This window comes from Pedobacter boryungensis (assembly GCF_013204825.1).
GTDB lineage: Bacteria > Bacteroidota > Bacteroidia > Sphingobacteriales > Sphingobacteriaceae > Pedobacter > Pedobacter boryungensis.
Window position 1 is genome coordinate 931,634 of record NZ_JABMKV010000002.1, and the last position, 21,459, is coordinate 953,092.

The 21,459-nt window shown below is 34.0% G+C and carries 20 protein-coding genes; 11 read left to right on the plus strand and 9 right to left on the minus strand.

All coding sequences use genetic code 11. The features are described 5' to 3' along the window. Positions 1–16: 16 nt before the first annotated feature. From HQN85_RS10740 to HQN85_RS10750, 3 genes are read right to left on the minus strand one after another with little or no spacing between them, the layout of a single operon-like run. Positions 17–424 carry a GNAT family N-acetyltransferase gene (locus tag HQN85_RS10740; protein ID WP_173272006.1) on the minus strand — a complete coding sequence of 136 codons (408 nt, stop codon included), beginning with the start codon at positions 422–424 and terminating at the stop codon, positions 17–19. A 6-nt stretch (positions 425–430) separates the two neighbouring features. Beyond that, positions 431–1,972: an acyl-CoA carboxylase subunit beta gene (locus HQN85_RS10745; RefSeq protein ID WP_173272008.1), complete on the minus strand. Its 1,542-nt coding sequence runs from the start codon at positions 1,970–1,972 to the stop codon at positions 431–433. A 30-nt stretch (positions 1,973–2,002) separates the two neighbouring features. After that, on the minus strand, positions 2,003–3,238 hold the full coding sequence (locus HQN85_RS10750) for a porin (protein ID WP_173272010.1): 1,236 nt from the start codon (positions 3,236–3,238) through the stop codon (positions 2,003–2,005). A gap of 239 nt (positions 3,239–3,477) precedes the next feature. Between HQN85_RS10750 and HQN85_RS10755 the strand changes: the two genes are divergently transcribed. The 4 genes from HQN85_RS10755 to HQN85_RS10770 all read left to right on the plus strand — a co-directional run bounded on the left by HQN85_RS10755 (position 3,478) and on the right by HQN85_RS10770 (position 6,864). Beyond that, the gene (locus HQN85_RS10755) at positions 3,478–3,774 is read left to right on the plus strand and encodes a hypothetical protein (RefSeq protein ID WP_246249718.1); all 297 of its coding nucleotides are present in this window, start codon (positions 3,478–3,480) and stop codon (positions 3,772–3,774) included. A gap of 81 nt (positions 3,775–3,855) precedes the next feature. Continuing rightward, positions 3,856–5,460 carry a SulP family inorganic anion transporter gene (locus HQN85_RS10760; RefSeq protein ID WP_173272015.1) on the plus strand — a complete coding sequence of 535 codons (1,605 nt, stop codon included), beginning with the start codon at positions 3,856–3,858 and terminating at the stop codon, positions 5,458–5,460. Between the two features lie 5 nt (positions 5,461–5,465). After that, positions 5,466–6,101, plus strand: coding sequence for a carbonic anhydrase (locus HQN85_RS10765; protein WP_173272016.1), 636 nt, complete (start codon positions 5,466–5,468; stop codon positions 6,099–6,101). A 103-nt stretch (positions 6,102–6,204) separates the two neighbouring features. After that, on the plus strand, positions 6,205–6,864 hold the full coding sequence (locus HQN85_RS10770) for a carbonic anhydrase (RefSeq protein WP_173272017.1): 660 nt from the start codon (positions 6,205–6,207) through the stop codon (positions 6,862–6,864). A gap of 109 nt (positions 6,865–6,973) precedes the next feature. On the opposite strand, the gene pruA is transcribed toward HQN85_RS10770, so the two are convergent. Next, positions 6,974–8,605: an L-glutamate gamma-semialdehyde dehydrogenase gene (gene pruA, locus HQN85_RS10775; RefSeq protein WP_173272018.1), complete on the minus strand. Its 1,632-nt coding sequence runs from the start codon at positions 8,603–8,605 to the stop codon at positions 6,974–6,976. A gap of 151 nt (positions 8,606–8,756) precedes the next feature. Between pruA and lpxK the strand changes: the two genes are divergently transcribed. Genes lpxK through HQN85_RS10790 form a run of 3 tightly spaced genes read left to right on the plus strand, consistent with a single transcriptional unit; the run spans position 8,757 to position 12,590 of the window. Continuing rightward, on the plus strand, positions 8,757–9,809 hold the full coding sequence (lpxK, locus tag HQN85_RS10780; protein WP_173272019.1) for a tetraacyldisaccharide 4'-kinase: 1,053 nt from the start codon (positions 8,757–8,759) through the stop codon (positions 9,807–9,809). Further along, positions 9,781–10,596, plus strand: coding sequence for a purine-nucleoside phosphorylase (locus tag HQN85_RS10785; RefSeq protein ID WP_173272020.1), 816 nt, complete (start codon positions 9,781–9,783; stop codon positions 10,594–10,596). The genes lpxK and HQN85_RS10785 overlap by 29 nt, the downstream gene beginning before the upstream one ends. Further along, positions 10,596–12,590 carry a putative porin gene (locus HQN85_RS10790; protein WP_173272021.1) on the plus strand — a complete coding sequence of 665 codons (1,995 nt, stop codon included), beginning with the start codon at positions 10,596–10,598 and terminating at the stop codon, positions 12,588–12,590. The genes HQN85_RS10785 and HQN85_RS10790 overlap by 1 nt, the downstream gene beginning before the upstream one ends. 53 nt (positions 12,591–12,643) lie before the next feature. On the opposite strand, the gene HQN85_RS10795 is transcribed toward HQN85_RS10790, so the two are convergent. Further along, complete coding sequence (locus HQN85_RS10795; RefSeq protein ID WP_216847278.1) at positions 12,644–13,825, minus strand: asparagine synthetase B; 1,182 nt, start codon at positions 13,823–13,825, stop codon at positions 12,644–12,646. Between the two features lie 340 nt (positions 13,826–14,165). Here HQN85_RS10795 and HQN85_RS10800 point away from each other — a divergent pair, with 340 nt between their 5' ends. Next, positions 14,166–14,627 carry a peptidylprolyl isomerase gene (locus HQN85_RS10800; RefSeq protein ID WP_173272026.1) on the plus strand — a complete coding sequence of 154 codons (462 nt, stop codon included), beginning with the start codon at positions 14,166–14,168 and terminating at the stop codon, positions 14,625–14,627. Between the two features lie 11 nt (positions 14,628–14,638). Beyond that, a complete protein-coding gene (locus HQN85_RS10805; protein WP_173272028.1) occupies positions 14,639–15,181 on the plus strand; it encodes a DUF5606 family protein in 543 nt (180 codons plus the stop codon). 237 nt (positions 15,182–15,418) lie between these two features. On the opposite strand, the gene HQN85_RS10810 is transcribed toward HQN85_RS10805, so the two are convergent. Both HQN85_RS10810 and rlmH read right to left on the minus strand, forming a co-directional pair. Then, entirely contained in the window at positions 15,419–16,156 is a 738-nt protein-coding gene (locus tag HQN85_RS10810) for a tetratricopeptide repeat protein (RefSeq protein WP_173272030.1), read from the minus strand. Then, positions 16,134–16,607, minus strand: coding sequence for a 23S rRNA (pseudouridine(1915)-N(3))-methyltransferase RlmH (gene rlmH / locus HQN85_RS10815; RefSeq protein WP_173272032.1), 474 nt, complete (start codon positions 16,605–16,607; stop codon positions 16,134–16,136). Before rlmH ends, HQN85_RS10810 begins: the two co-directional genes overlap by 23 nt. Before the next feature lie 161 nt (positions 16,608–16,768). Here rlmH and HQN85_RS10820 point away from each other — a divergent pair, with 161 nt between their 5' ends. Together HQN85_RS10820 and HQN85_RS10825 are read left to right on the plus strand one after the other, a co-directional pair. After that, positions 16,769–18,115: a GH1 family beta-glucosidase gene (locus HQN85_RS10820; protein WP_394353091.1), complete on the plus strand. Its 1,347-nt coding sequence runs from the start codon at positions 16,769–16,771 to the stop codon at positions 18,113–18,115. Between the two features lie 55 nt (positions 18,116–18,170). Further along, positions 18,171–18,398: a putative signal transducing protein gene (locus tag HQN85_RS10825; protein ID WP_173272036.1), complete on the plus strand. Its 228-nt coding sequence runs from the start codon at positions 18,171–18,173 to the stop codon at positions 18,396–18,398. Between the two features lie 2 nt (positions 18,399–18,400). On the opposite strand, the gene HQN85_RS10830 is transcribed toward HQN85_RS10825, so the two are convergent. Further along, entirely contained in the window at positions 18,401–18,925 is a 525-nt protein-coding gene (locus HQN85_RS10830) for a hypothetical protein (protein ID WP_173272038.1), read from the minus strand. Positions 18,926–19,088: 163 nt separating this feature from the next. Continuing rightward, positions 19,089–21,362, minus strand: a complete 2,274-nt coding sequence (locus HQN85_RS10835; RefSeq protein WP_173272040.1) for an aconitate hydratase — start codon at positions 21,360–21,362, stop codon at positions 19,089–19,091. Positions 21,363–21,459: the final 97 nt, after the last annotated feature.

Consider the following 21,459-nt stretch of genomic DNA (forward strand, 5'->3'; position numbering starts at 1 on the left):
AGCATTGATGAAACGTTTATAAGTTTAACTCCATCACAACGAAATCAAAGCCATCTGCTGTGTAGGTTTTATTTGTTTCGTGGAAGCCAAATTTAACATAAAATTCTTTCGCATTTACCCTAGCATTGCACCAGAGTTTTGTCAGTTTTTGAATTTTACAGAAATCAATTAAGTATTCCATTAATTGCTTGCCCAAACCTTCTCCTTGCAAATCTGGTAAAACCGCTAGTTTACGAAACTGACCAACATCACCCTGTGTAAATAGTGAAACTACACCAGATAATTCATAGTCTACATAAATGCCAAAATGTATGCCGTCGAAATCGTTTTCGAGTTTTACAAAATCATAAGGGTGCTCGGGATACATGGCAATATGACGAATACGCCAAGTAAGCGATGGAAATATTTGTTCGACTACTGCCATTTAAAATTACAATGGAATATTTCCGTGTTTTTTACGAGGATTATTCACCACTTTATTTTCTAGCATTTTAAAGGCTTTAATTAACTTAATGCGTGTTTGCGATGGTTCAATCACTTCATCAACAAAGCCACGTTCGGCTGCACGGTATGGATTAGCAAAAATTTCTGAATACAATTTTTCTTTTTCTAACCATTTATCTTGAGGATTTTGTGCTGCTGTAATTTCTCGTTTAAAAATGATCTCTGCAGCTCCTTTGGCACCCATTACGGCAATTTCTGCTGATGGCCATGCGTAATTCATATCTGCACCAATGTGTTTGGAGTTCATCACATCGTAGGCGCCACCATAAGCTTTACGTGTAATAACAGTGATACGTGGCACAGTAGCTTCGCTAAAGGCGTATAGTAATTTTGCTCCATTGTTAATGATGCCATTCCATTCCTGATCCGTTCCGGGTAAGAAACCAGGCACATCTTCAAAAACTAACAGCGGAATATTAAAACTATCGCAAAAGCGTACAAAACGAGCTGCTTTTACCGAGGCATGGTTATCTAAAACTCCTGCTAAGTAGGCTGGCTGATTTGCTACGATACCTAAACTTCTACCAGCTAAACGGGCAAAACCTACCACCATGTTTTCGGCATAGTCTTTATGTACTTCTAAGAAGCTATCGGTATCTGTAACTGCGGAAATTATGTCGCGAACATCATACGGCTGTGAAACATTTTGAGGCAATACTTCATTTAAGCTAGGGCGATCTTCGTCAGCAATTTCATAAGGTAAACTTGGAGGAAGCTCTTCGCAGTTTTGAGGAACATAACTTAATAACTTTTTAACATGGCTAATGGCATCGAGCTCATTTGCACATGCAAAATGTGTAACTCCAGATTTTGTTGCATGTGTTGTTGCTCCGCCAAGTTCTTCAGAACTTACTTCTTCATGTGTAACGGTTTTCACTACGTTTGGTCCTGTTACAAACATATACGAAGTGTTTTCGACCATTAAAATGAAATCGGTTATGGCAGGAGAATATACCGCACCACCTGCACAAGGTCCCATAATTGCAGATAACTGGGGAATAACACCCGAAGCTTGAACGTTGCGGTAAAATATGTCGGCGTAACCGCCTAAAGAAACTACACCTTCTTGAATTCGGGCACCACCACTATCGTTTAAACCAATAATAGGAGCGCCGTTTTTCATAGCCATTTCCATTACTTTACAAATTTTTTCTGCATGTGTTTCTGAGAGTGAACCACCGAAAACTGTAAAATCTTGAGAAAAAATATAGGTTAGTCTGCCGTTAATAGTTCCATAACCGGTAATTACACCATCGCCTAAATATTTTTCTTGCTCCATTCCAAAATCGGTGCTGCGGTGTGTAACCAGCATTCCAATTTCCTCAAAAGAGCCTTCATCTAATAAAAAATGAATACGTTCACGAGCAGTTAATTTTCCTTTTTTGTGTTGGCTATCTATTCGAGTTTGTCCGCCGCCAAGGTGCGCACTTTTTATTTTATCTTGAAGGATTTCAATTTTGTTTTTCATCTCAAAGTATCAATTTTTTAAAAATAAACATTACCAACGATATTGCAAACGTGTTGTAAATACATCGTCTTTTAAATCTCCTTGATAAGCTGTTAAAGTTGTGCCATCGTTAACTACACGCTCATTATATACTGTGAATTTTAATCTGGCATTTAAAGCACATGTAATTCCGTATCCAAAAGTGCTATATTTAATATCTCCAGCAGTAGTGTTATTGCCGGCAAAGCCGATTGCATTTTCTTTAATCTTGGTATTAGGGTCATATACATCATAAGACAATAAAGCGGTGAATTTGCTTTTCGCAATTTGTTGGGTGAACCAAAAATAATAGCCGTTAAAATGACGGAGATATAGGTTTGTTAAAGGTTGTGTAGCAAAACTTTGGCTTGCATAAGGACCTGCAAGGCTAGTCGAATTAGCAACCCCTGGTTGTGTTCCTTTTACATATTCAGTTTTGAAAGTTGTGGTACCGAAAAAGCCATCATATTGTAGTTGTAAATTTGCGCCGTAATAATTGCGGTTTAAATTTTTATTTACATTTTCTGGTTTTACATTAGCCACAAACCCATTGCCATTATCAGTAAAATAAGTATCAGTATTGCTGCGTACGGTTCCTTTATAAATTGATGCTCCAAATCCTATATGCAATTGTTTATTGGCTAAACTATCAAATTTAAAATTTAAACTACCGATGAGATCTTTCCTAGAATCATAATCTCTAGCCGTAAGACCGCTACCGTTTACTATGGCGAAATCTGCTGTTAAAAATTTTGCGATTTTTTTAGAGTTGAACGTAAGCATGGCTCCCAAATCTCTTTCTCTCGGCATAATGGTTTGAAACACTCTTGCTCGTTCTGGGAAATCTCTGTAGCCAGATGAATATACAATTGAATATCCAAAAGGGCGATTGAACAATCCAGCAGTTAAAGTTAATGCAGAAATTTCTGGAGTATGCAATTGAATAAATGCATCCATTAAATTTACGCCATTTTGTGTTGCGTCTATTTGAAATACAATATTGGAGAATTTATCCACTCGGTCAATTTTTAATCTACCCCTACGAATCATAAAGCGACTATCGCTATTGGTAGAAAAATCTCCGCCTGAAAAAGAAGTAATCCCACTAGATTGTGCTTTTTGAAATTGCGTTTGTAGATATCCAGTTATTTTTATGTCATGCAGATCATAAGATGATGGGGCATTATTGCTTTGCGCCCGTGTTAAAAACGGACAAAATAGTAGTAAAAAGTAAAGCGTTTTTCTCATGAAATCAACATTGTTTTGAGGGGGTTAAATTACGGTTAATCAATTTGTTTTCTGCACAGATTTGAATTTTTAAGCACTAGAATTATAGGTTTAATTATGAAAATCTAATTTTAAATTACATTTTAATTACTATTTTATTTGATGCTTTGCATGTTTTGGAGCTATTTTTGGGGAGAACTGGAAAATTTAACGCATTTATGTTTTTAAGAAAATATCGTATACTTATTGTGATAGCCTTCATGGGCATCTTTACAACAAAGATGGTAATTTCTGGAGCACCTGTATTTTTCGCTCATTTCGATAAATATTTTATGAATGCTGTGATTATGCAACTAGAAGCAGAAAATCACGGAGATGATGCAGGAAAAGCAAACGTTAAATTTTCAGATCATAAATTGATGTTTCAACGTTATGATTTAACATATGTGCCGGTTTTAATAGATTATGGTGTAACCAATAGTTTTATTGAGCATTCTCGGCGTTATGTAGATCCTTATCATCCCTCTGTTCCAACACCGCCTCCCAACTTTTCATAATTTTATTTTCATCAGTTGTGCGAAAAATGTTTTCGCATTGCGATGATATGTCTTAAAATTATTAAAATTTAATAGGTTTTTATGGAAAATAGAAATTCGACCTCTTCTAGGTTCGAAGTAAAAAAATATATCTTAAAAAAGAATTTAAAGAAAGACTTGCCTTCAAGTGTAGTTGTCTTTTTAGTAGCATTACCACTATGTTTAGGTATTGCTTTAGCATCTGGCGCACCCCTATTTGCGGGTTTAATTGCAGGTATAGTTGGTGGTGTAGTAGTTGGTTTTGTAAGTGGTTCGCAATTAAGTGTAAGCGGGCCTGCTGCGGGTTTAACGGTTATTGTTTTAGGAGCTATCGCCCAGTTGGGCAGTTATCAAATCTTTTTACTTGCAGTGGTTTTGGCAGGTGCTTTTCAATTGGTGCTCGGTCTTATTAAGGCCGGCACTATTGGAAATTATTTCCCATCTAGTGTAATAGAAGGGATGCTTGCAGCTATTGGTTTAATTCTCATTTTAAAACAATTGCCCCATGCATTAGGTGTGGACAGCGATTTTTTAGGTGATGAAGAATTTTTTCAAGGCGATAATCAAAACACATTTTCTGCAATAAGTAATGCTGCTAGTCATTTTAGTTTAGCAGCAATTGTTATTAGTGTGCTGTCTATTTTAATTTTGGTGTTTTGGCCAAAAATTAAGAAAGTAAATGTAATACCCGCACCATTATTGGTTGTAGCTTTAGGTATTACTTTAAGCTTAGCTTTTCAACAGACTAATTTTGCATTAAAGGCCCAACAAATGGTAAATATTCCAGTAATAAATGGGTGGGGCGAATTTGCAAACTTGTTTAGTATGCCAGATTTTTCTCAAATTGGGAATAAGCAGGTTTGGATTGTAGCTGGTACAATTGCAATTGTAGCAAGTTTAGAAACACTTTTAGGCGTAGAAGCGGTTGATAAAATTGATCCGATTAAACGCGTAACTCCAACCAATAGAGAGTTAATTGCCCAAGGAACTGGTAATATGATTAGTGGAATGTTAGGTGGTTTGCCAATGACATCTGTAATTGTAAGAAGTTCGGCAAACGTAAACTCTGGTGCTAGAACTAAAATGTCGTCTATATTACATGGGGGATGGCTTTTGCTGTCACTATTATTTATACCTTCCTTAATTAATATGATACCGCTAGCATGTCTGGCGGCCATTCTTTTGGTAACAGGTTATAAATTGACACGTATTTCTTTATTTAAACACATGTACCATAAAGGATGGAATCAATTTATTCCTTTTGTTGTAACTGTAATCGCAGTTGTATTTACCGATTTATTAAAAGGAGTAGCTGTTGGAATGGCTTTTTCTATATTTTATTTACTACGAACAAATATGCGTAATCCTTTCTTCTATAAAGTGCAAGAAGAGGGCAATAAAAAGAATATTAGAATTAAATTAGCGGAAGAAGTTTCATTTTTAAATAAAGCGGCAATTCAGGTATTATTAACAGGAATACCAAAAGAAACCAATGTAATTATAGATGGTTCTAATGCTCGATATATAGATCCCGATGTACTAGAAACTATTTTTAATTACAAGCATAATGCATATACTAAAGGCATTATCGTAACTTTAGAGCACATCAAAAGTCATTATGTTGTGCCAAAATTAAATAACAAAATTGTAGAAGAAATTAAGAATTAGATATAATGAAGGCACATACTTTAGAAACACAAGCAACAATTACCCCAGAAAGAGCATTTGAAATTTTAAAGGAGGGTAATGGTAGGTTTGTACAGAATTTAAAAGCTAACAGAGATTTACTTGCACAAGTAAATGATACTAGAGCCGGTCAATGGCCATTCGCTGTAATATTGAGTTGTATAGATAGTCGTACCTCTGCAGAATTGATTTTTGATCAAGGCTTAGGTGATATTTTTAGTGTGAGAATTGCAGGGAATTTTGTAAATCAAGATATTTTAGGATCTATGGAATTTGGCTGTAATGTAGCAGGGTCTAAATTAATTGTTGTTTTAGGGCACTCAAAATGCGGTGCTTTAAAAGGAGGATTAGATGCTGCTGCAATTCGCGAAACAGGAATGGAAAATCTAACGCATTTAGTAGATCATTTTAACCCAATTATTGAAGAAATTATTACAGAAGGGGAAGAACGCTCTTCTAAAAATGATGATTTGTTAGAAAGGTTGAATATACAAAACGTAAGACAAACCATTATAGATATTCGTAATCAAAGTACTACATTAAATCAATTGGAAAAAGATGGTAAAATAAAAATAGTTGGTGCCAATTATAATGTAGAAACGGGTATTGTAAGCTGGTTATAGTAGTAACTCCCTATATAAATAACAAAGCCTTCATGATATTTAGAAGGCTTTGTTGTTTATTTGTATTGCTATTAAATATGTTAAGAGGTTAATAACTAAAATTATGTGCGCAAAAACAATAGAAACAAAAGATATAACATATGACAATCTGTTACAAGGTAATGCCGATTGGGTTGAGGATATGATAAAAACTGACCCTACTTACTTCGATAAATTATCTGCTGGACAAAATCCGCCAGTTTTATGGATAGGTTGTTCTGATAGTAGGGTACCTGCAAATCAAATTACTAATACTTTACCTGGCGATATTTTTGTACATAGAAATATCGCAAATGTGGTGGTTCACACAGACATGAATATGTTAAGCGTATTAGATTATTCAGTAAATGTTTTAAAAGTAAAACATGTTATTGTTTGTGGTCATTATGGTTGCGGTGGTGTTAATGCAGCTTTAGGAAACAAACAAGTTGGCATTATCGATAACTGGTTAAGAAATATTAGAGATGTATATCGCATGCATGAAAGAGAGATGTCGACCATAAAAGATCCAGAACAAAGATCTAATAGAATGGTTGAGCTAAATGCCATTGAGGGTGCAGCAAATGTTATGAATACTTCTATTGTCCAAAATGCTTGGGCAAGTGGGCAAGAACTTTCAATTCACGCTTGGGTTTACAGTTTAAAAACAGGCTTAATTAAAGATTTAAAAGTAAGCAGTCACAGTCTTGATGATGTTTCACCAGCTTTTAAAGTAGGTCTTTAAGTATGTAATAAATAGAAAATCCCAAGCTTAGGCTTGGGATTTTTTTTAAAAGACTATCAGTTTCTAAAAACTGTTGGTATTATGAATGGCTAATCATCTTCTCAGCAATTTACTCAGCTAAAAATGGATATCTATAATCTTTAGGTGGATCGAAAGTTTCTTTAATTGTTCTTGGTGAAACCCAACGTAATAAGTTAATCATCGAGCCAGCTTTATCATTCGTGCCGCTTCCTCTTGCACCACCAAATGGCTGCTGACCAACTACTGCACCTGTACATTTATCATTAATGTAAAAGTTACCAGCCGCGTTACGTAAACGATGTGTAGCTTTTTCTAATGCGTATCTATCCTGACCAATTACAGCGCCGGTTAAAGCATAAATAGAAGTGCTGTCAATAATATCTAAAGTTTTATCAAAATCTTTATCATCATATACATATACTGTTAAAACCGGACCGAATAACTCTTCGCACATCGTGGTATATTTCGGATCATCTACCACTAAAACAGTTGGTTCTATGAAATAACCTTTGCTATTATCATAATTTCCACCAGCAATAATTTCTACACCTTTATCTTTTTTAGCAGCATCAATATATTTTGCTAAACTGTTAAATGATTTCTCATCGATAACTGCATTGATAAAATTGCTGAAATCTTCTGTGCCCCCCATTTTAAAAGTAGCCAAATCGCGAAGCATAAATTTCTTAACTTCTGGCCAAATACTTTTTGCAATGTAAACTCTACTTGCTGCAGAACATTTTTGTCCTTGATATTCGAAAGCTCCACGAATAATCGCTGTGCTAGAAACTTCAGCATCTGCAGAACCATGAATTAAGATAAAATCCTTTCCACCTGTTTCGCCAACAATTCTTGGATAGGTTTTAAATTTATGAATATTGTTTCCAATCGTTTTCCATATATCCTGAAAAACTCCTGTTGAACCTGTAAAATGAATACCAGCAAAATCTGGATGAGAGAAAATAACATCGCCTGCATCTGGACCAGAAGCGTATACTAAGTTAATTACGCCATCAGGTAATCCCGCTTCGCGGAAAATTTGCATTAAAACATTAGCAGCAAAAATTTGTGTGTTTGCAGGTTTCCATACCACTACATTCCCCATCATCGCTACCGATGTAGGTAAATTCCCTGCTATTGCGGTAAAATTAAATGGAGTTAACGCAAACACAAACCCTTCTAATGGACGTTGTTCCAACCTATTCCAGCTACCACGAGGAGAAACTGGGGGTTGTTGTTTGTAAATTTCAGACATATAACTTACGTTAAAACGTAAGAAATCAATCAATTCACAAGCTGAATCAATTTCTGCTTGATAGGCATTTTTGCTTTGCCCCAACATTGTTGCAGCATTTAATTTATAACGATAAGGACCAGCTATTAAATCTGCGGCTTTTAAAAATATTGCAGCTCTATGCTCCCAAGCTAAGTTCTCCCAATCTGCTTTCGCAGCTAATGCAGCATCAATTGCCATAGTTACATGGTTCTTGTTTCCTTTGCTATAATTAGCCAAAACATGTTGATGATCGTGAGGAGGAGTAATTTTTCCTTTTTGTTCGGTATAAACTTCTTCTCCGCCAATGTACATTGGAATATCAATCACTTTTGAGCGACTATCAGCCAATGCTTCTTTTAATAATTCGCGTTCTTTGCTGCCTGGTGCATACCCTAAAATGGTCTCATTAACAGGTGCTGGTACGTTAAAAAATCCTTTAAGCATAAATTAAATTCTTGTTTGCACAAAGATAGTTTTTTTGACTAAAGCCTATGTGTGTTGCATGTCAAAAATATTAGCCAAAGTAAACCGATTTTGCATACGATATAAAGTCTTGCTGTTGTTTTTTAAATTATCCTTATTTTTGAGATCGAACATGATAAATTTCTTACGCCTTTTCCTCTTTCCCTTTGCTGTTATTTATGGTTTTGTGATCCTGTTAAGGAATAAACTATACGATTGGGGTATCTTAAAATCTACCAAGTTCAATTTGCCAGTGATTTGTATTGGTAATTTAGTGGTTGGCGGATCGGGTAAAACTCCTACAACAGAGTATATAGTTAAATTATTATCTGATTATAAAGTTGCAGTTTTAAGTAGAGGTTATGGTAGGGAAACGAAAGGTTTTGTACTGGCGGATAAAAATTCAACTGCAAAAACCATAGGTGATGAACCGATGCAATATTTTCGAAAATTTCCAACTGTTACAGTAGCTGTTTGCGAGGATAGAGTGAAAGGAATTAATTTATTACAAGATAATCACGATGTGATTTTATTAGATGATGCCTACCAGCATAGAGCTGTAAAAGCTGGGTTTAATATTTTGCTTTTTGAGTTTGATAAATTAATGAAGATGCAATTTCTTCTCCCAATGGGAAATTTAAGAGAGCCTTTACGCAATTATAATAGAGCAAATGCGGTATTAATTACCAAAAGTCCTAATCCTGTAAATATGGTTGATCAGGTAGAAGTGAGAAGAAAAATTGATACTACTTTAGACCAACGTGTTTCTTTCTCATCTATTAAATATGGAGAGTTAACGCATTTGTTTACATTAGAAAATATATCAAATATTACAGGTTTCGAGATTTTCTTACTTACAGGAATTGCGAATCCAAAGCCATTATTAACACATTTAAGTCAGTGTGCAAAGCATATTCATTCTTTTGAGCACCCAGATCATCATGATTTTAGTCAGCAAAATATAAATGAACTTATAGCTGCGTTTAAAAAGCATCCAGCTAAAGAAAAAATTATAATCACAACAGAAAAGGATAGTCAACGTTTATTAGGTGATAATTTAAAAGATTTACTGTTAAATTTGCCAATATACTACCTTCCAATTGAAATAGAATTGGCCCCAAAAGATAAATTTACCTTTGATAAAAATATACTAGATTATGTTGCAAGTACTAAAAGAATCAGTTGAATACCTTAAAAGGAAAATAGGAGAATTTGAACCCGAAGTAGGAATTGTTTTAGGTACAGGTCTTGGCGGACTGGTAAAAGATATTGAGATTATTCATAGCATTATGTACTCCAGCATTCCCAATTTCCCAATCTCTACTTTAGAATTTCACTCAGGGAAATTAATTTTCGGAACACTAGAGGGTAAAAAAGTAGTGGCCATGCAAGGCAGATTGCATTATTACGAAGGCTATTCGATGCAACAAATTACTTTTCCAATTCGGGTATTAAAAGCATTGGGCATTAAACATTTATTTGTTTCAAATGCTGCGGGTTCTTTAAACAAGGATTTCAAAAAAGGTGATTTGATGATTATCAGCGATCATATTAATTTGCAACCAGAAAGTCCACTGCGTGGAATTAATGATTCGGATTTAGGTCCACGTTTTCCAGACATGAGCCAGCCATATAATCGCCCATTAATTGCACAGGGATTAAAAATTGCTGAAACAGAAAAAATAACTTGTCATCAAGGAGTGTATGTTGCAGTAACAGGACCTAATTTGGAAACTAAAGCAGAATACAAGTATTTACGTATAATTGGCGGCGATGCAGTTGGAATGAGTACAGTGCCTGAAGTAATTGTAGCAAACCATATGGGCTTGCCTGTTTTCGCGATTTCTGTATTAACTGATGAAGGTTTTCCAGAAGAATTGTTGCCATTTAGCTTAGAAGAGATTTTAGAAACTGCGGCACAAGCAGAACCAAAAATGACACATATTCTTAGCCAGCTTATCTCTAATTTATAATGCAGAAAATTAGCATATCCATTCTTTTTTGTTGCTTCATTTTATGTTGTGCAAACGCATTTGCACAAGATTTAAAGACAAAGGTTACTAATAATAAAGAATTAGACTCTTTACGAAAAAAAGAAGAGGGTGGTACTGATTCGGTCGTTTTTAGTTCTAAATACATTAGATATACCACGCATAAACTTACTAAGGATAGTATCCAAACGTTACCAATAGATACTGGTTTAACTGGCATACAAAATTTTAGCGTGTTAGCTCAACCTCGTCGTCCAACAGTTGGAACTGGCGTGATGGGTTTAGCTGCAACATCTTTACTTTTCGAACCTTCAAAAACAATTGGATTTGATGCAGGATTTCATGCTTTGGATTTTTATATCTTAAATCACGAAGATGTTAAGTTTTACCAAGCCCGTACACCTTTTACTAGTTTATATTATGTAAATGGATCTGATAAGGAACAAGTTTTAAAAATTACACATTCACAAAACATCAAAAGAAACTGGAATTTTGGTGCCAATTTTAACAGAATAGGAGCGAATGGATTTTATACTCATCAACGTGGAGATGATTTAAATGCAGCAATTTTTACATGGTATCAATCACCAAATAAACGTTATAATTTATGGCTAGATGGCGTGTTTAATACATTGAAAGCCCAAGAAAATGGTTCTATTGTAAAAGAAAATATCTTTACAGAAACTGGAACAAGATTGGTTGATAAACAAGCAGAATCAGTTCGATTAAACTCTGCTAAACAGCTTTGGCGTAAAAACTCTTTTATGCTGAAACAAAGCTATTTTGTTGGTCGTATAGACAGTACAGGTAAAAGTTCTACACAAAGCATTTTGCCAACAAATAAAATAACTTATACTTTAACCTATACCAATAATTCCTATTCATTTAAAAAAGATGAAGCTGATGATTTTAAAGTTTTACCTAAAGGTATTGTAGACGCGGTTTTTACTAACGATTCTACAAGTGTAAAACACATTCAAAACGAATTTATCTATAGCTTTTTTTTAAGAGCAAAGGGAAATTCGATCATTAAAAATGAATTGAAAATTGATGCAGGTATTCGACATGATTTTTATAAATATGCACAATATCGAATATTGAGAGATAAAACTAATTATTCTAAATACCCTAATTCATTTCAAAATATTAGTTTGTTAGGTAACTTGGGTTATAGATTTAGTAATAGAGTAGATTTCAATTTAGATGTTCAACAAATTTTTCAGGGAGAAAATACAGGTGATTTCTTATATGAAGCTAAAAGTAATTTGCTGTTAAGTAAAACAGCTGGACGAATTGTTTTAGGGGCTTACCTTCAAAATAAATCTCCTGAAGAAATTTACAACAGATATGAGGGTAATCATTACAGCTGGGATAAAAACTTCGATCGAACCAAAACTGCTAACCTATCTTTTAATTATATTAATGAACGTTTTAATATAGATGCTTCAGCTGCTTATTATTTAGTTTCCAATTACCTTTATTTTATTAAAAGTGGAACAAATAGTATAGAGCCCACTCAAGAAACAGGTGATATTAACATGCTTAAATTAAGTTTAGGTAAACGATTTACTTATAAAACTTACCATTTGGATGCTTATGTAGCCTATCAAAAAACAGATAGCAAGAATATTTTAAGAACACCAGAAGTATACACGTTTAATAGTATCTATAAAGAGCAAACGTTCTTCAAAAGACTTAAAACACAAATTGGATTTGATATTAGATATAATACACCTTTTGTGGCTTCATCATATTCTCCAGCTGCGAGTCAATTTTATAATGGAGATAACCTCACCTTTGGTTCTAAACCAGTTGTTGATATTTGGGTAAAAGCAGGTTTACGCAGAGCTAATCTATTTCTTAAATACGATTATGTGAATCAGGGATTATTTAGCAATGGTTTTTATACAGTTAACCGTTACCCAATGCCAGATCGATTATTGAAATTTGGTGTAAGCTGGAATTTCTACGACTAATTCTAAAATCTTTATTGATAAATTTATTTTCGGACTTCGGACTTTCTGACCTTTTAGGTTTTCTGTGGTTTTTTCTTTGCTGCTGGAAATAACACATTATTGAGAATTAACCGATAACCAGGAGAATTTGGATGTAAACTTAAATCAGTGGGTGGGTCATTCACTTGGTGTTGGTAATCTTCCGGATCATGACCTCCATAAAAAGTAAATTGACCTTTGCCAATTTCGCCATGCAAATAACGAACTTCATTACCGCCCTTGTTTTCTCCCAATACTGTAATGCTAGGTTTTACTAAACTCTTTCTAAAAGCAGTAGTTTGCCCCATAAAACCTTTAATAACTTTGTCATGATCTTGCGTTAACATGGTTGGAACTAAATCCCATTTTGCAGAAAAATCGAACAAAGTAAAATAGTCATTGCTTTCTATAAAATTACGCGTTTGAGTGACATCAATATCCGAAAACTCATAGCGTTCAGGGTTCATATCAATTTTAAAATCTTTAAATGCAACGCTGTTCGCATAATTAAGTTTAGATTGTGCGTTGGCATCAGTGCCATCGCCATCAAACATACTTTCTGCAATATCAATTCCTTCTGCAGCAAGTGCAATATCGAAACTATCAGTGCCAGAGCACATCGCAAATAGAAATCCGCCGCCAGCACAAAACTCTTTAATACGTTTTGCAACTGCCAATTTCATCTCAGAAACCTTTTTAAAACCATTTCTTTTTGCTGCAGCCTCTTGGTTCTTTACATCTTCTCTGTACCATGTTGCATTTCTAAATGAAGACCAAAACCTTCCATACTGACCAGTAAAATCTTCGTGATGCAAATGCAGCCAATCATAACCTGTTAATTTGTCTTTTAAAACCTCATCATCGTAAATAATATCGTAAGGAATTTCAGCATAAGTTAAAACTAAGGTTACCGCATCGTCCCAAGGTAACTTGCTTTTTGGAGAGTAAACGGCAATTTTCGGAGTTTTCTCCAATTTTACCATTTCCATATTTACATCAGGATTATTGATTTCGTTCAAGATCGCGTTCACTTTTCCATCTGCTAAAATTTCATAAGAAACACCCCTTATTTTACACTCATCTTCAACAGCTTTTACATATTTTACTAAAAAACTACCACCTCTATAATTTAAAAGCCAATCAACTTCAGCTTGTTGCTTTATACTCCAATAAGCAATCCCATAAGCTTTTAGATGGTTTTTCTGATTTTCATCCATATAAATTAATATAGAAGATGCTTTCCCAATAACAGAAAAAAGAAGAATGATAAATAAGAAAATATATTTTTTCAAAATCATAATTGGACCAGCTACACGAATGTATATTTTTTGATGACCATTCTAAAATTATTATGCTGAATTAACGTTAAAATCCATTCTTTCATATAGAATTATAATTTCTTGACAGGATTTATACTGTATTAGTTAGTGCTTTCGTTTCAATTTGCTAAATTTGCCCTTCAACAAAATTATTATCGGTTCATATTCACAATTACAGCGAATAAAAATCATAATAGTTTTGTTATTATTAAAACACTAATCCAACGAAAATTATACGATGAGTAAAGCAATAATAAAAACTGAAAAAGGTGACATGACTGTTGAGTTTTATGATAATGATGCTCCTAAAGCAGTTGCCAATTTTAAAAAGTTAGCCAGTGAAGGCTTTTATGACGGAATTACATTTCACCGTGTAATCCCTAATTTTGTGGTTCAAGGCGGATGTCCTAACTCAAAAGATCCTGCAAAAGCGCATTTAGCTGGTACAGGTGGTCCTGGATATAAAATTGATTGTGAATTAGATGGCGAAAATCAATATCACGATCGCGGTGTGCTTTCTATGGCTCATGCAGGAAGAAACACTGGCGGATCTCAATTCTTTATTTGCCACAGCAGAGCAAATACTGCTCATTTAGATCGTAACCATACTTGTTTTGGTAAGGTTATAGAAAATGTTGATATTGTTGACGATATTAAACAAGGTGATAAAATTTTATCGATCGAAGTACTAGAAGGTTAATCTAAAAATATATGAATTTAAGAGGAATTGTAGCCGTTTCTGGCAGACCAGGTTTATTTAAACTTGTTGGACAAAATAAAGCGGGCTACGTTTTAGAAAGTTTAGATGCACAAAAATTAAAAATTGTAGCTAATATTTCTACAACAAAATTAGCTTCTTTGGAAGATATAACCATTTATGGTGAAGATGAAGAATTAAAATTGACAGATGTTTTAGCAACTATTGCGGCAACAAAAACTGCAGTACCAGATGCTAAAGCTGATGGACCAACGTTAAAAAAGTTTTTTTTAGAAGTTGCACCAGGACATGACCAAGAGAAAGTTTATACTTCTGATATGAAGAAAATTTTAACTTGGTATCACTCCTTAAAAGATATGCCCCTGTTCACTGAAGCAGCTCCTAACACAGAAGTAGAAGGCGCAAAAGCAGATGATAAACTTGAGGCAAAAGCGAAAGCAGCACCAAAAGCTAAACCATCTAATGCTAAGGCACCAACTGCAAAATCATCAGCGCCAGCTAAAAAGGCAAATATGACAAGCAAAAAAGGTGTTTAATTAGTATAAATTACTTTTTAATAAAGAAAAGCCAGTTTGAAAGAACTGGCTTTTTTAGTTAATAAGATACCACAATATAATTACCATAATTAACGAAATGATGATGGCAATATTCATGTATTTACGTTCTTTGGAAGTATCTGTTTTAAATTTGTATTTTCGTTTATAATCGCTGGGTAACATAATAATTCTCCTTTCTTTAATGATGAAAGATGGTGAGCTTTTCCATAAATAATATTATTTGCAATAGGTTGCCAGCATCCTTTTAGCATCATTATTTCCTAAAGCTACTGCTTTCTTAAAATCTGCGCAAGCTTCTTTATTTTGGTGAATACTTATCCTCGCTAATCCTCTATTCATATATGAATTTTGATTAGTTGGATTAATTTCTATCGCTCTAGAGAAATCGGAAATGGCACCATTAAAATCTTTTTGATAGCCTAGTAAAACTCCTCTCTGAAAATAAGGCTCTTCAAAAGATGGATCTATTTTAATAGCCTTACTGTAATCAAGAATTGCCTCTTTAAACTTACTTAAATCTTTATTTGCATTTCCCCTAATTAAATAAGCCGAAGGATAGCCGTCTTTTATGCTAATAGATTTGTCAATGTCCAAAATAGCTCCTTTAAAATCTTTTAAAACATATTTACTCATTCCTCTAACAAAATAGAGAAGTTCGTTTGCTGTATCTATTTTTAGTGCTGCAGTAAAATCAACTATTGCACCTTTATGATTATTTAGATCTTTTTTTGTTAAACCTCTATTAAAATAACTTCGCCAATTGGTAGAATCTATTTCGATAGCTTTGTTATAAGCTTCAATTGCACCAACATAATCTTTTTGAGCTTGCTTATCTACGCCCAAGTTAAAATAATCAATGCTATTAACTGGATTTGAATATTGAGCCTTACTACTAAAACAGAAAAATAAAGCTAAAACTGTTAGTGATAATTTAAGCATGGTGATAAGGTTCATTCTTTAAAATTGTAAAAGCCCTATACAATTGTTCTACAAAAAATAACCGTACCATTTGGTGCGAAAAAGTCATATCTGAAAGTGAAATGCTAGTATTAGCACGTTTATATATGCTTTCATCAAACCCATAAGGCCCCCCAATTATAAAAACCAAGTTTTGTACACTGCCAATCATTTGTTTGTTTAAATAAGTAGCAAATGAAACTGAGCTATGTTTTTTTCCTTTTTCATCTAATAAAACAACCACATCTGCGGGATTTAGTTGCTTTGCGATAAACTCGGACTCTTTATTTTTTTGCTGTGCTTCGGTTAAATTCTTAGTATTCTTAATATCAGGAATAATTAAAATAGTAAAATTGATATAATGTTTCAATCTATTTAAATACTTCTCAATACCTTCAATCAGGTATTTGTCTTCGGTTTTACCAATGGCTATTAATGTTATTTTCAATAGATAATATTTTTTTAAAGCTACGATTTCAAATTTACCTAATTATTTTGAACAGTAAATTTATGTTTTTGTGTTATTAATAGTTTTTGATTGTTATTGGAAATTGTTAATATTAACTTAACAGGAATGTTAGACCTTAGAGGGGTTTTAAGCAAATGAATATGCTAGCTAAAGATTTTGGAGACGATTTTTTATGGGGCGTTGCCACAGCAGCCAGTCAAATTGAAGGGGCAGCAACTACATATGGTAGGGGAGCATCCATTTGGGATACATTTAGCAAACGAAATGGTAAAATAAAAAAAAGCCATAATCCAGAAATAGCCTGCGATTTTTACCATCAATATAAAACAGATATTGCATTAGTTAAAACATTAGGATTTAAAATTTTCCGTTTTTCTATCTCTTGGTCACGTATTTTGCCAGAAGGAAGAGGCTCGATTAACGCAGAAGGAATACAATTTTATCATCATGTGATAGATGAATGTTTAAAACAAGGCATTACTCCTTATGTTACATTATACCATTGGGATTTACCTGAAACTTTAGCTAAACATGGGGGGTGGACAGCTTTTAGCATTAATGCAGATTTTATTGCTTTTGTAACCTTGTGTGCAAAAACATATGGTGATAAAGTTAAAAACTGGATTGTTATTAATGAACCTTTTGGATTCACCTCACTAGGTTACATGCTAGGCATTCATGCACCAGGTGAAACAGGATTAACTAATTTCTTTTCGGCTGTAAAACACACTGCGCTTGCACAAGCGGATGGTGGTAAAATTTTAAGAGCTGAAGTGGATAATGCAAATATTGGCACTACATTTTCCTGCTCAGAAATTATTCCTTACACGCAAAATGCATCAGATTTATTAGCTGCAAAACGTATAGATTGTTTAATGAATCGTTTATTTATCGAACCAACTTTGGGAATGGGTTTTCCAACAGCTGGTTGGGATGTATTGGAGAAATTTGCAGTAAGTCATTCTTTATGGCGCTATCAAGAAAGAATGACTTTCGATTTTGATTATATCGGATTGCAAAATTATTTCCCTTTGGTGATAAAATACAATGCATTCATACCTGTAATTCAGGCTTGGGAAGTAAAGGCAAAAAGTCGTAAAAAACCCCATACTGCAATGGGTTGGGAAATTAATGCAGAAAGTTTCTATAATATTATTAAACAGTTTGCCGCTTATCCGAAGGTAAAAAATATAATGATTACAGAAAATGGCGCTGCTTTTATTGATAAGTTAATTGCAGGAAGGGTACATGATGAGGACCGGATTGAGTATTTTAAATTGTATCTAGCAGCCATGCTTAAAGCTAAGAATGAAGGAATAAATATTACAGGTTATATGGCTTGGACGTTGATGGATAATTTTGAATGGGCAGAAGGATATGATGCCCGTTTTGGTTTAATATACAACGATTTTAAAACGCAAGAGCGAACTATTAAAGACTCAGGTTTATGGTGGAAAGATTTTTTAAGCGAAGGAAATAGAAAGTAGAATAGTGGAAATAACTTTTAACCTTGAACATTCAACTTTTAACTAATTTTGTGGCATGGAAGATAAAATTGTAGTATATAAAACTTTTGAAAACCCAATGGAAGCAAATATTGTATTAACCCGGCTAAAGGATGCTGGTTTTAATTCTTTCCTAACGGGAGAAAATACAGCACTGGTTTACCCTGTTTTTGATATTTCAGTAAGCGGTGTACAATTACACGTTTTTGAAAACGAAGTAGAAGCTATTGATAGATTATTAGCTGAAGAGATGAGGGAAGAATAATTTCAATTTACCTCTTTGTTTTTTTCTAAAGTATTAATATAATCATTTTTGCTCCACAATATAAAATGATATATGCTTCCTCTTGATGTTGAGTTAGAACTAATCCCAATTCTTATTACGAAATTCTTGCCAGCATAATCAGTAAAGGCGAATCCATCTTTTAAATTTGAGCCTATTTTTTTCATTCCATAAGATAGAGCCTTTGCTTTAATATTTTGGTACATAATTTTATTATGAACCTGTAATGAGACCCTATTTTCAACTTCAGAGCTGTAGTCAATATTTAGCCATAATTCTGCTTTCTCAGTTTCATAATTGTTAACGCTATAACCCCATTTCATAGTTCCAAAAGCCTCTTCTGTTTCTTCCGTTGATTCTATTAATTGCCAATTTTTATCAATGAGAAAATTGGTAATTGTACCCACATCTGACCGCTGTATTGTTAATAAATTATCAAAATTAATTTGACTATAGCAAAAATTAATTGTGCTTATAAAAATTAAAGGTATGAATAAAGCTTTTTTCATAAATGAATAATTATTATTATAGAGTTGTTTAAATAATGTATTAAGTTATTAAAGTTATGAAAATTAATTAGTCATTAAATACGAGAAACCGTAAAAAAAGCACAAAAAATCCCGTTAAGATTTTACCTAACGGGATTTTTCATTTATGATTAATTATCAAATATTACAATCTTGCAGCAGCTTCTCTTCTGATAATATTTAATGCTCCACCAGCTTTAAACCATTCAATTTGTTGTGCATTGTAACTGTGGTTAACGAAAATAGTTTCGCTAGTTCCATCTGCATGGTGTAAAACTATTTGTAAAGGCACATTAGGTGTAAAGGTGGTTAAACCAATAATATCCAACGTATCATCTTCACGAATTTTATCGTAATCGTTTTTGTCAGCAAAAGTTAAACCTAACATACCTTGTTTCTTCAAGTTTGTTTCGTGAATACGAGCAAAAGATTTAACCAATACAGCACGAACACCTAAATGACGAGGCTCCATTGCAGCATGTTCACGAGATGAACCTTCACCATAATTCTCATCGCCTACAACAACAGAACCTAAGCCTGCCGCTTTGTAAGCACGTTGAGTTGCTGGAACTGGACCATATTCGCCTGTTAATTCATTTTTAACATTATCAGTTTTGTCGTTAAAATAATTAACAGCACCAATTAACATGTTATTAGAAATGTTATCTAAATGACCACGGAATTTCAACCAAGGTCCTGCCATAGAAATATGATCAGTAGTACATTTTCCTTTTGCTTTAATTAATAACTTTAAGCCTTTTAAATCTGTTCCTTCCCAAGGTGTAAATGGATCCAATAACTGTAAACGATGTGAGGTTGGAGAAACTAAAACTTGTACTCCAGAACCATCAATAGCAGGAGCTTGGAAACCCGCATCTTCAACGGCGTAACCTTTTACAGGCAATTCATCACCAACTGGTGGATCTAATTTTACTTGTTCACCTTTATCATTTGTTAACGTATCTGTTAAAGGATTAAAGCCTAAATTACCTGCAATTGCAATAGCCGCAACAATTTCTGGAGAAGTTACGAATGCGTAAGTATTCGGATTACCATCGGCACGTTTAGCGAAGTTTCTATTGAACGAGTGTACGATTGTATTTTTTTCTGCTTTCTCAGCACCAACTCTATCCCACATTCCAATACATGGACCACAAGCATTAGTAAAAATTGTAGCGTTTAAATTTTCGAAGGTTCCTAATAAACCATCACGGTTTGCAGTATAACGCACTTGCTCAGAACCTGGATTTATACCAAATTCCGCTTTAGTAGTTAATCCTTTATCAATAGCTTGTTTTGCAATAGATGCAGCACGAGATAAATCTTCGTAAGATGAATTTGTACATGAACCAATTAAACCCCATTCTACTTTTAATGGCCATCCATTAGCAGCAGCAACTTCTTTCATTTGAGAAATAGGAGTAGCTAAATCTGGTGTAAAAGGACCATTCAAATAAGGTTCTAATTCATCTAAATTGATTTCTATTAATTGATCGAAATATTTTTCTGGCTCTGCATACACTTCAGCATCACCAGTTAAATGTTCTTTAATTTTATTTGCTTCATCAGCAACGTCGGCACGATTAGTTGCACGTAAATAACGTTCCATACTTTCATCATAACCAAATGTAGAAGTGGTTGCACCAACTTCCGCACCCATGTTACAGATTGTTCCTTTACCTGTACAGCTTAGATTCTCAGCTCCATCACCAAAATATTCTACAATAGCTCCTGTACCACCTTTTACAGTTAAAATACCAGCAACTTTTAAAATTACATCTTTAGCCGAAGTCCAACCATTTAGTTTACCTGTTAACTTAACACCTATTAATTTAGGGAATTTAAGCTCCCAAGGTAAGCCAGCCATCACATCACAAGCATCAGCACCACCAACACCAATAGCAACCATTCCTAAGCCACCTGCATTTACAGTATGACTATCGGTTCCAATCATCATTCCACCCGGGAAAGCATAATTTTCTAATACCACTTGGTGAATAATACCAGCACCTGGTTTCCAAAAACCAATGCCATATTTATTTGAAACAGAAGCCAAGAAATCAAAAACCTCTTTACTTTCTGTGTTAGCATGAGGTAAATCTATAGCAGCACCATCTTTAGCGGTAATTAAGTGATCGCAATGTACTGTAGAAGGAACTGCAACTTGTGGTCTACCTGCTTGCATAAATTGTAACAATGCCATTTGCGCTGTTGCATCTTGCATTGCAACTCTATCTGGTGCAAAATCTACATAATCGGTACCACGGATAAATGCTTTATTCGCATTTCCATCCCAAAGGTGTGTGTATAATATTTTTTCTGAAAGCGTTAAAGGTCTACCAACTACTTTACGAGCCGCATCTACACGACTGCTAAAGTTTGCATACACCTTTTTAATCATTTCTATATCAAAAGCCATTGATAACTTGGTTTTAAAGGTAATCTATTCGTCTAATTGAGAGCGAATTTACAAAAAAAATAGGCTTAATGGTATCATATCTATCTCCTAATTTTAT

Excerpts from the sequence above, each read along its gene's own strand:
- HQN85_RS10740 (WP_173272006.1), bottom strand. The coding sequence starts at position 424 with ATGGCAGTAGTCGAACAAATATTTCCATCGCTTACTTGGCGTATTCGT.
- HQN85_RS10745 (WP_173272008.1), bottom strand. The coding sequence starts at position 1,972 with ATGAAAAACAAAATTGAAATCCTTCAAGATAAAATAAAAAGTGCGCAC.
- HQN85_RS10750 (WP_173272010.1), bottom strand. The coding sequence starts at position 3,238 with ATGAGAAAAACGCTTTACTTTTTACTACTATTTTGTCCGTTTTTAACA.
- HQN85_RS10755 (WP_246249718.1), top strand. The coding sequence starts at position 3,478 with ATGGGCATCTTTACAACAAAGATGGTAATTTCTGGAGCACCTGTATTT.
- HQN85_RS10760 (WP_173272015.1), top strand. The coding sequence starts at position 3,856 with ATGGAAAATAGAAATTCGACCTCTTCTAGGTTCGAAGTAAAAAAATAT.
- HQN85_RS10765 (WP_173272016.1), top strand. The coding sequence starts at position 5,466 with ATGAAGGCACATACTTTAGAAACACAAGCAACAATTACCCCAGAAAGA.
- HQN85_RS10770 (WP_173272017.1), top strand. The coding sequence starts at position 6,205 with ATGTGCGCAAAAACAATAGAAACAAAAGATATAACATATGACAATCTG.
- pruA (WP_173272018.1), bottom strand. The coding sequence starts at position 8,605 with ATGCTTAAAGGATTTTTTAACGTACCAGCACCTGTTAATGAGACCATT.
- lpxK (WP_173272019.1), top strand. The coding sequence starts at position 8,757 with ATGATAAATTTCTTACGCCTTTTCCTCTTTCCCTTTGCTGTTATTTAT.
- HQN85_RS10785 (WP_173272020.1), top strand. The coding sequence starts at position 9,781 with ATGTTGCAAGTACTAAAAGAATCAGTTGAATACCTTAAAAGGAAAATA.
- HQN85_RS10790 (WP_173272021.1), top strand. The coding sequence starts at position 10,596 with ATGCAGAAAATTAGCATATCCATTCTTTTTTGTTGCTTCATTTTATGT.
- HQN85_RS10795 (WP_216847278.1), bottom strand. The coding sequence starts at position 13,825 with ATGGATGAAAATCAGAAAAACCATCTAAAAGCTTATGGGATTGCTTAT.
- HQN85_RS10800 (WP_173272026.1), top strand. The coding sequence starts at position 14,166 with ATGAGTAAAGCAATAATAAAAACTGAAAAAGGTGACATGACTGTTGAG.
- HQN85_RS10805 (WP_173272028.1), top strand. The coding sequence starts at position 14,639 with ATGAATTTAAGAGGAATTGTAGCCGTTTCTGGCAGACCAGGTTTATTT.
- HQN85_RS10810 (WP_173272030.1), bottom strand. The coding sequence starts at position 16,156 with ATGAACCTTATCACCATGCTTAAATTATCACTAACAGTTTTAGCTTTA.
- HQN85_RS10820 (WP_394353091.1), top strand. The coding sequence starts at position 16,769 with ATGCTAGCTAAAGATTTTGGAGACGATTTTTTATGGGGCGTTGCCACA.
- HQN85_RS10825 (WP_173272036.1), top strand. The coding sequence starts at position 18,171 with ATGGAAGATAAAATTGTAGTATATAAAACTTTTGAAAACCCAATGGAA.
- HQN85_RS10830 (WP_173272038.1), bottom strand. The coding sequence starts at position 18,925 with ATGAAAAAAGCTTTATTCATACCTTTAATTTTTATAAGCACAATTAAT.
- HQN85_RS10835 (WP_173272040.1), bottom strand. The coding sequence starts at position 21,362 with ATGGCTTTTGATATAGAAATGATTAAAAAGGTGTATGCAAACTTTAGC.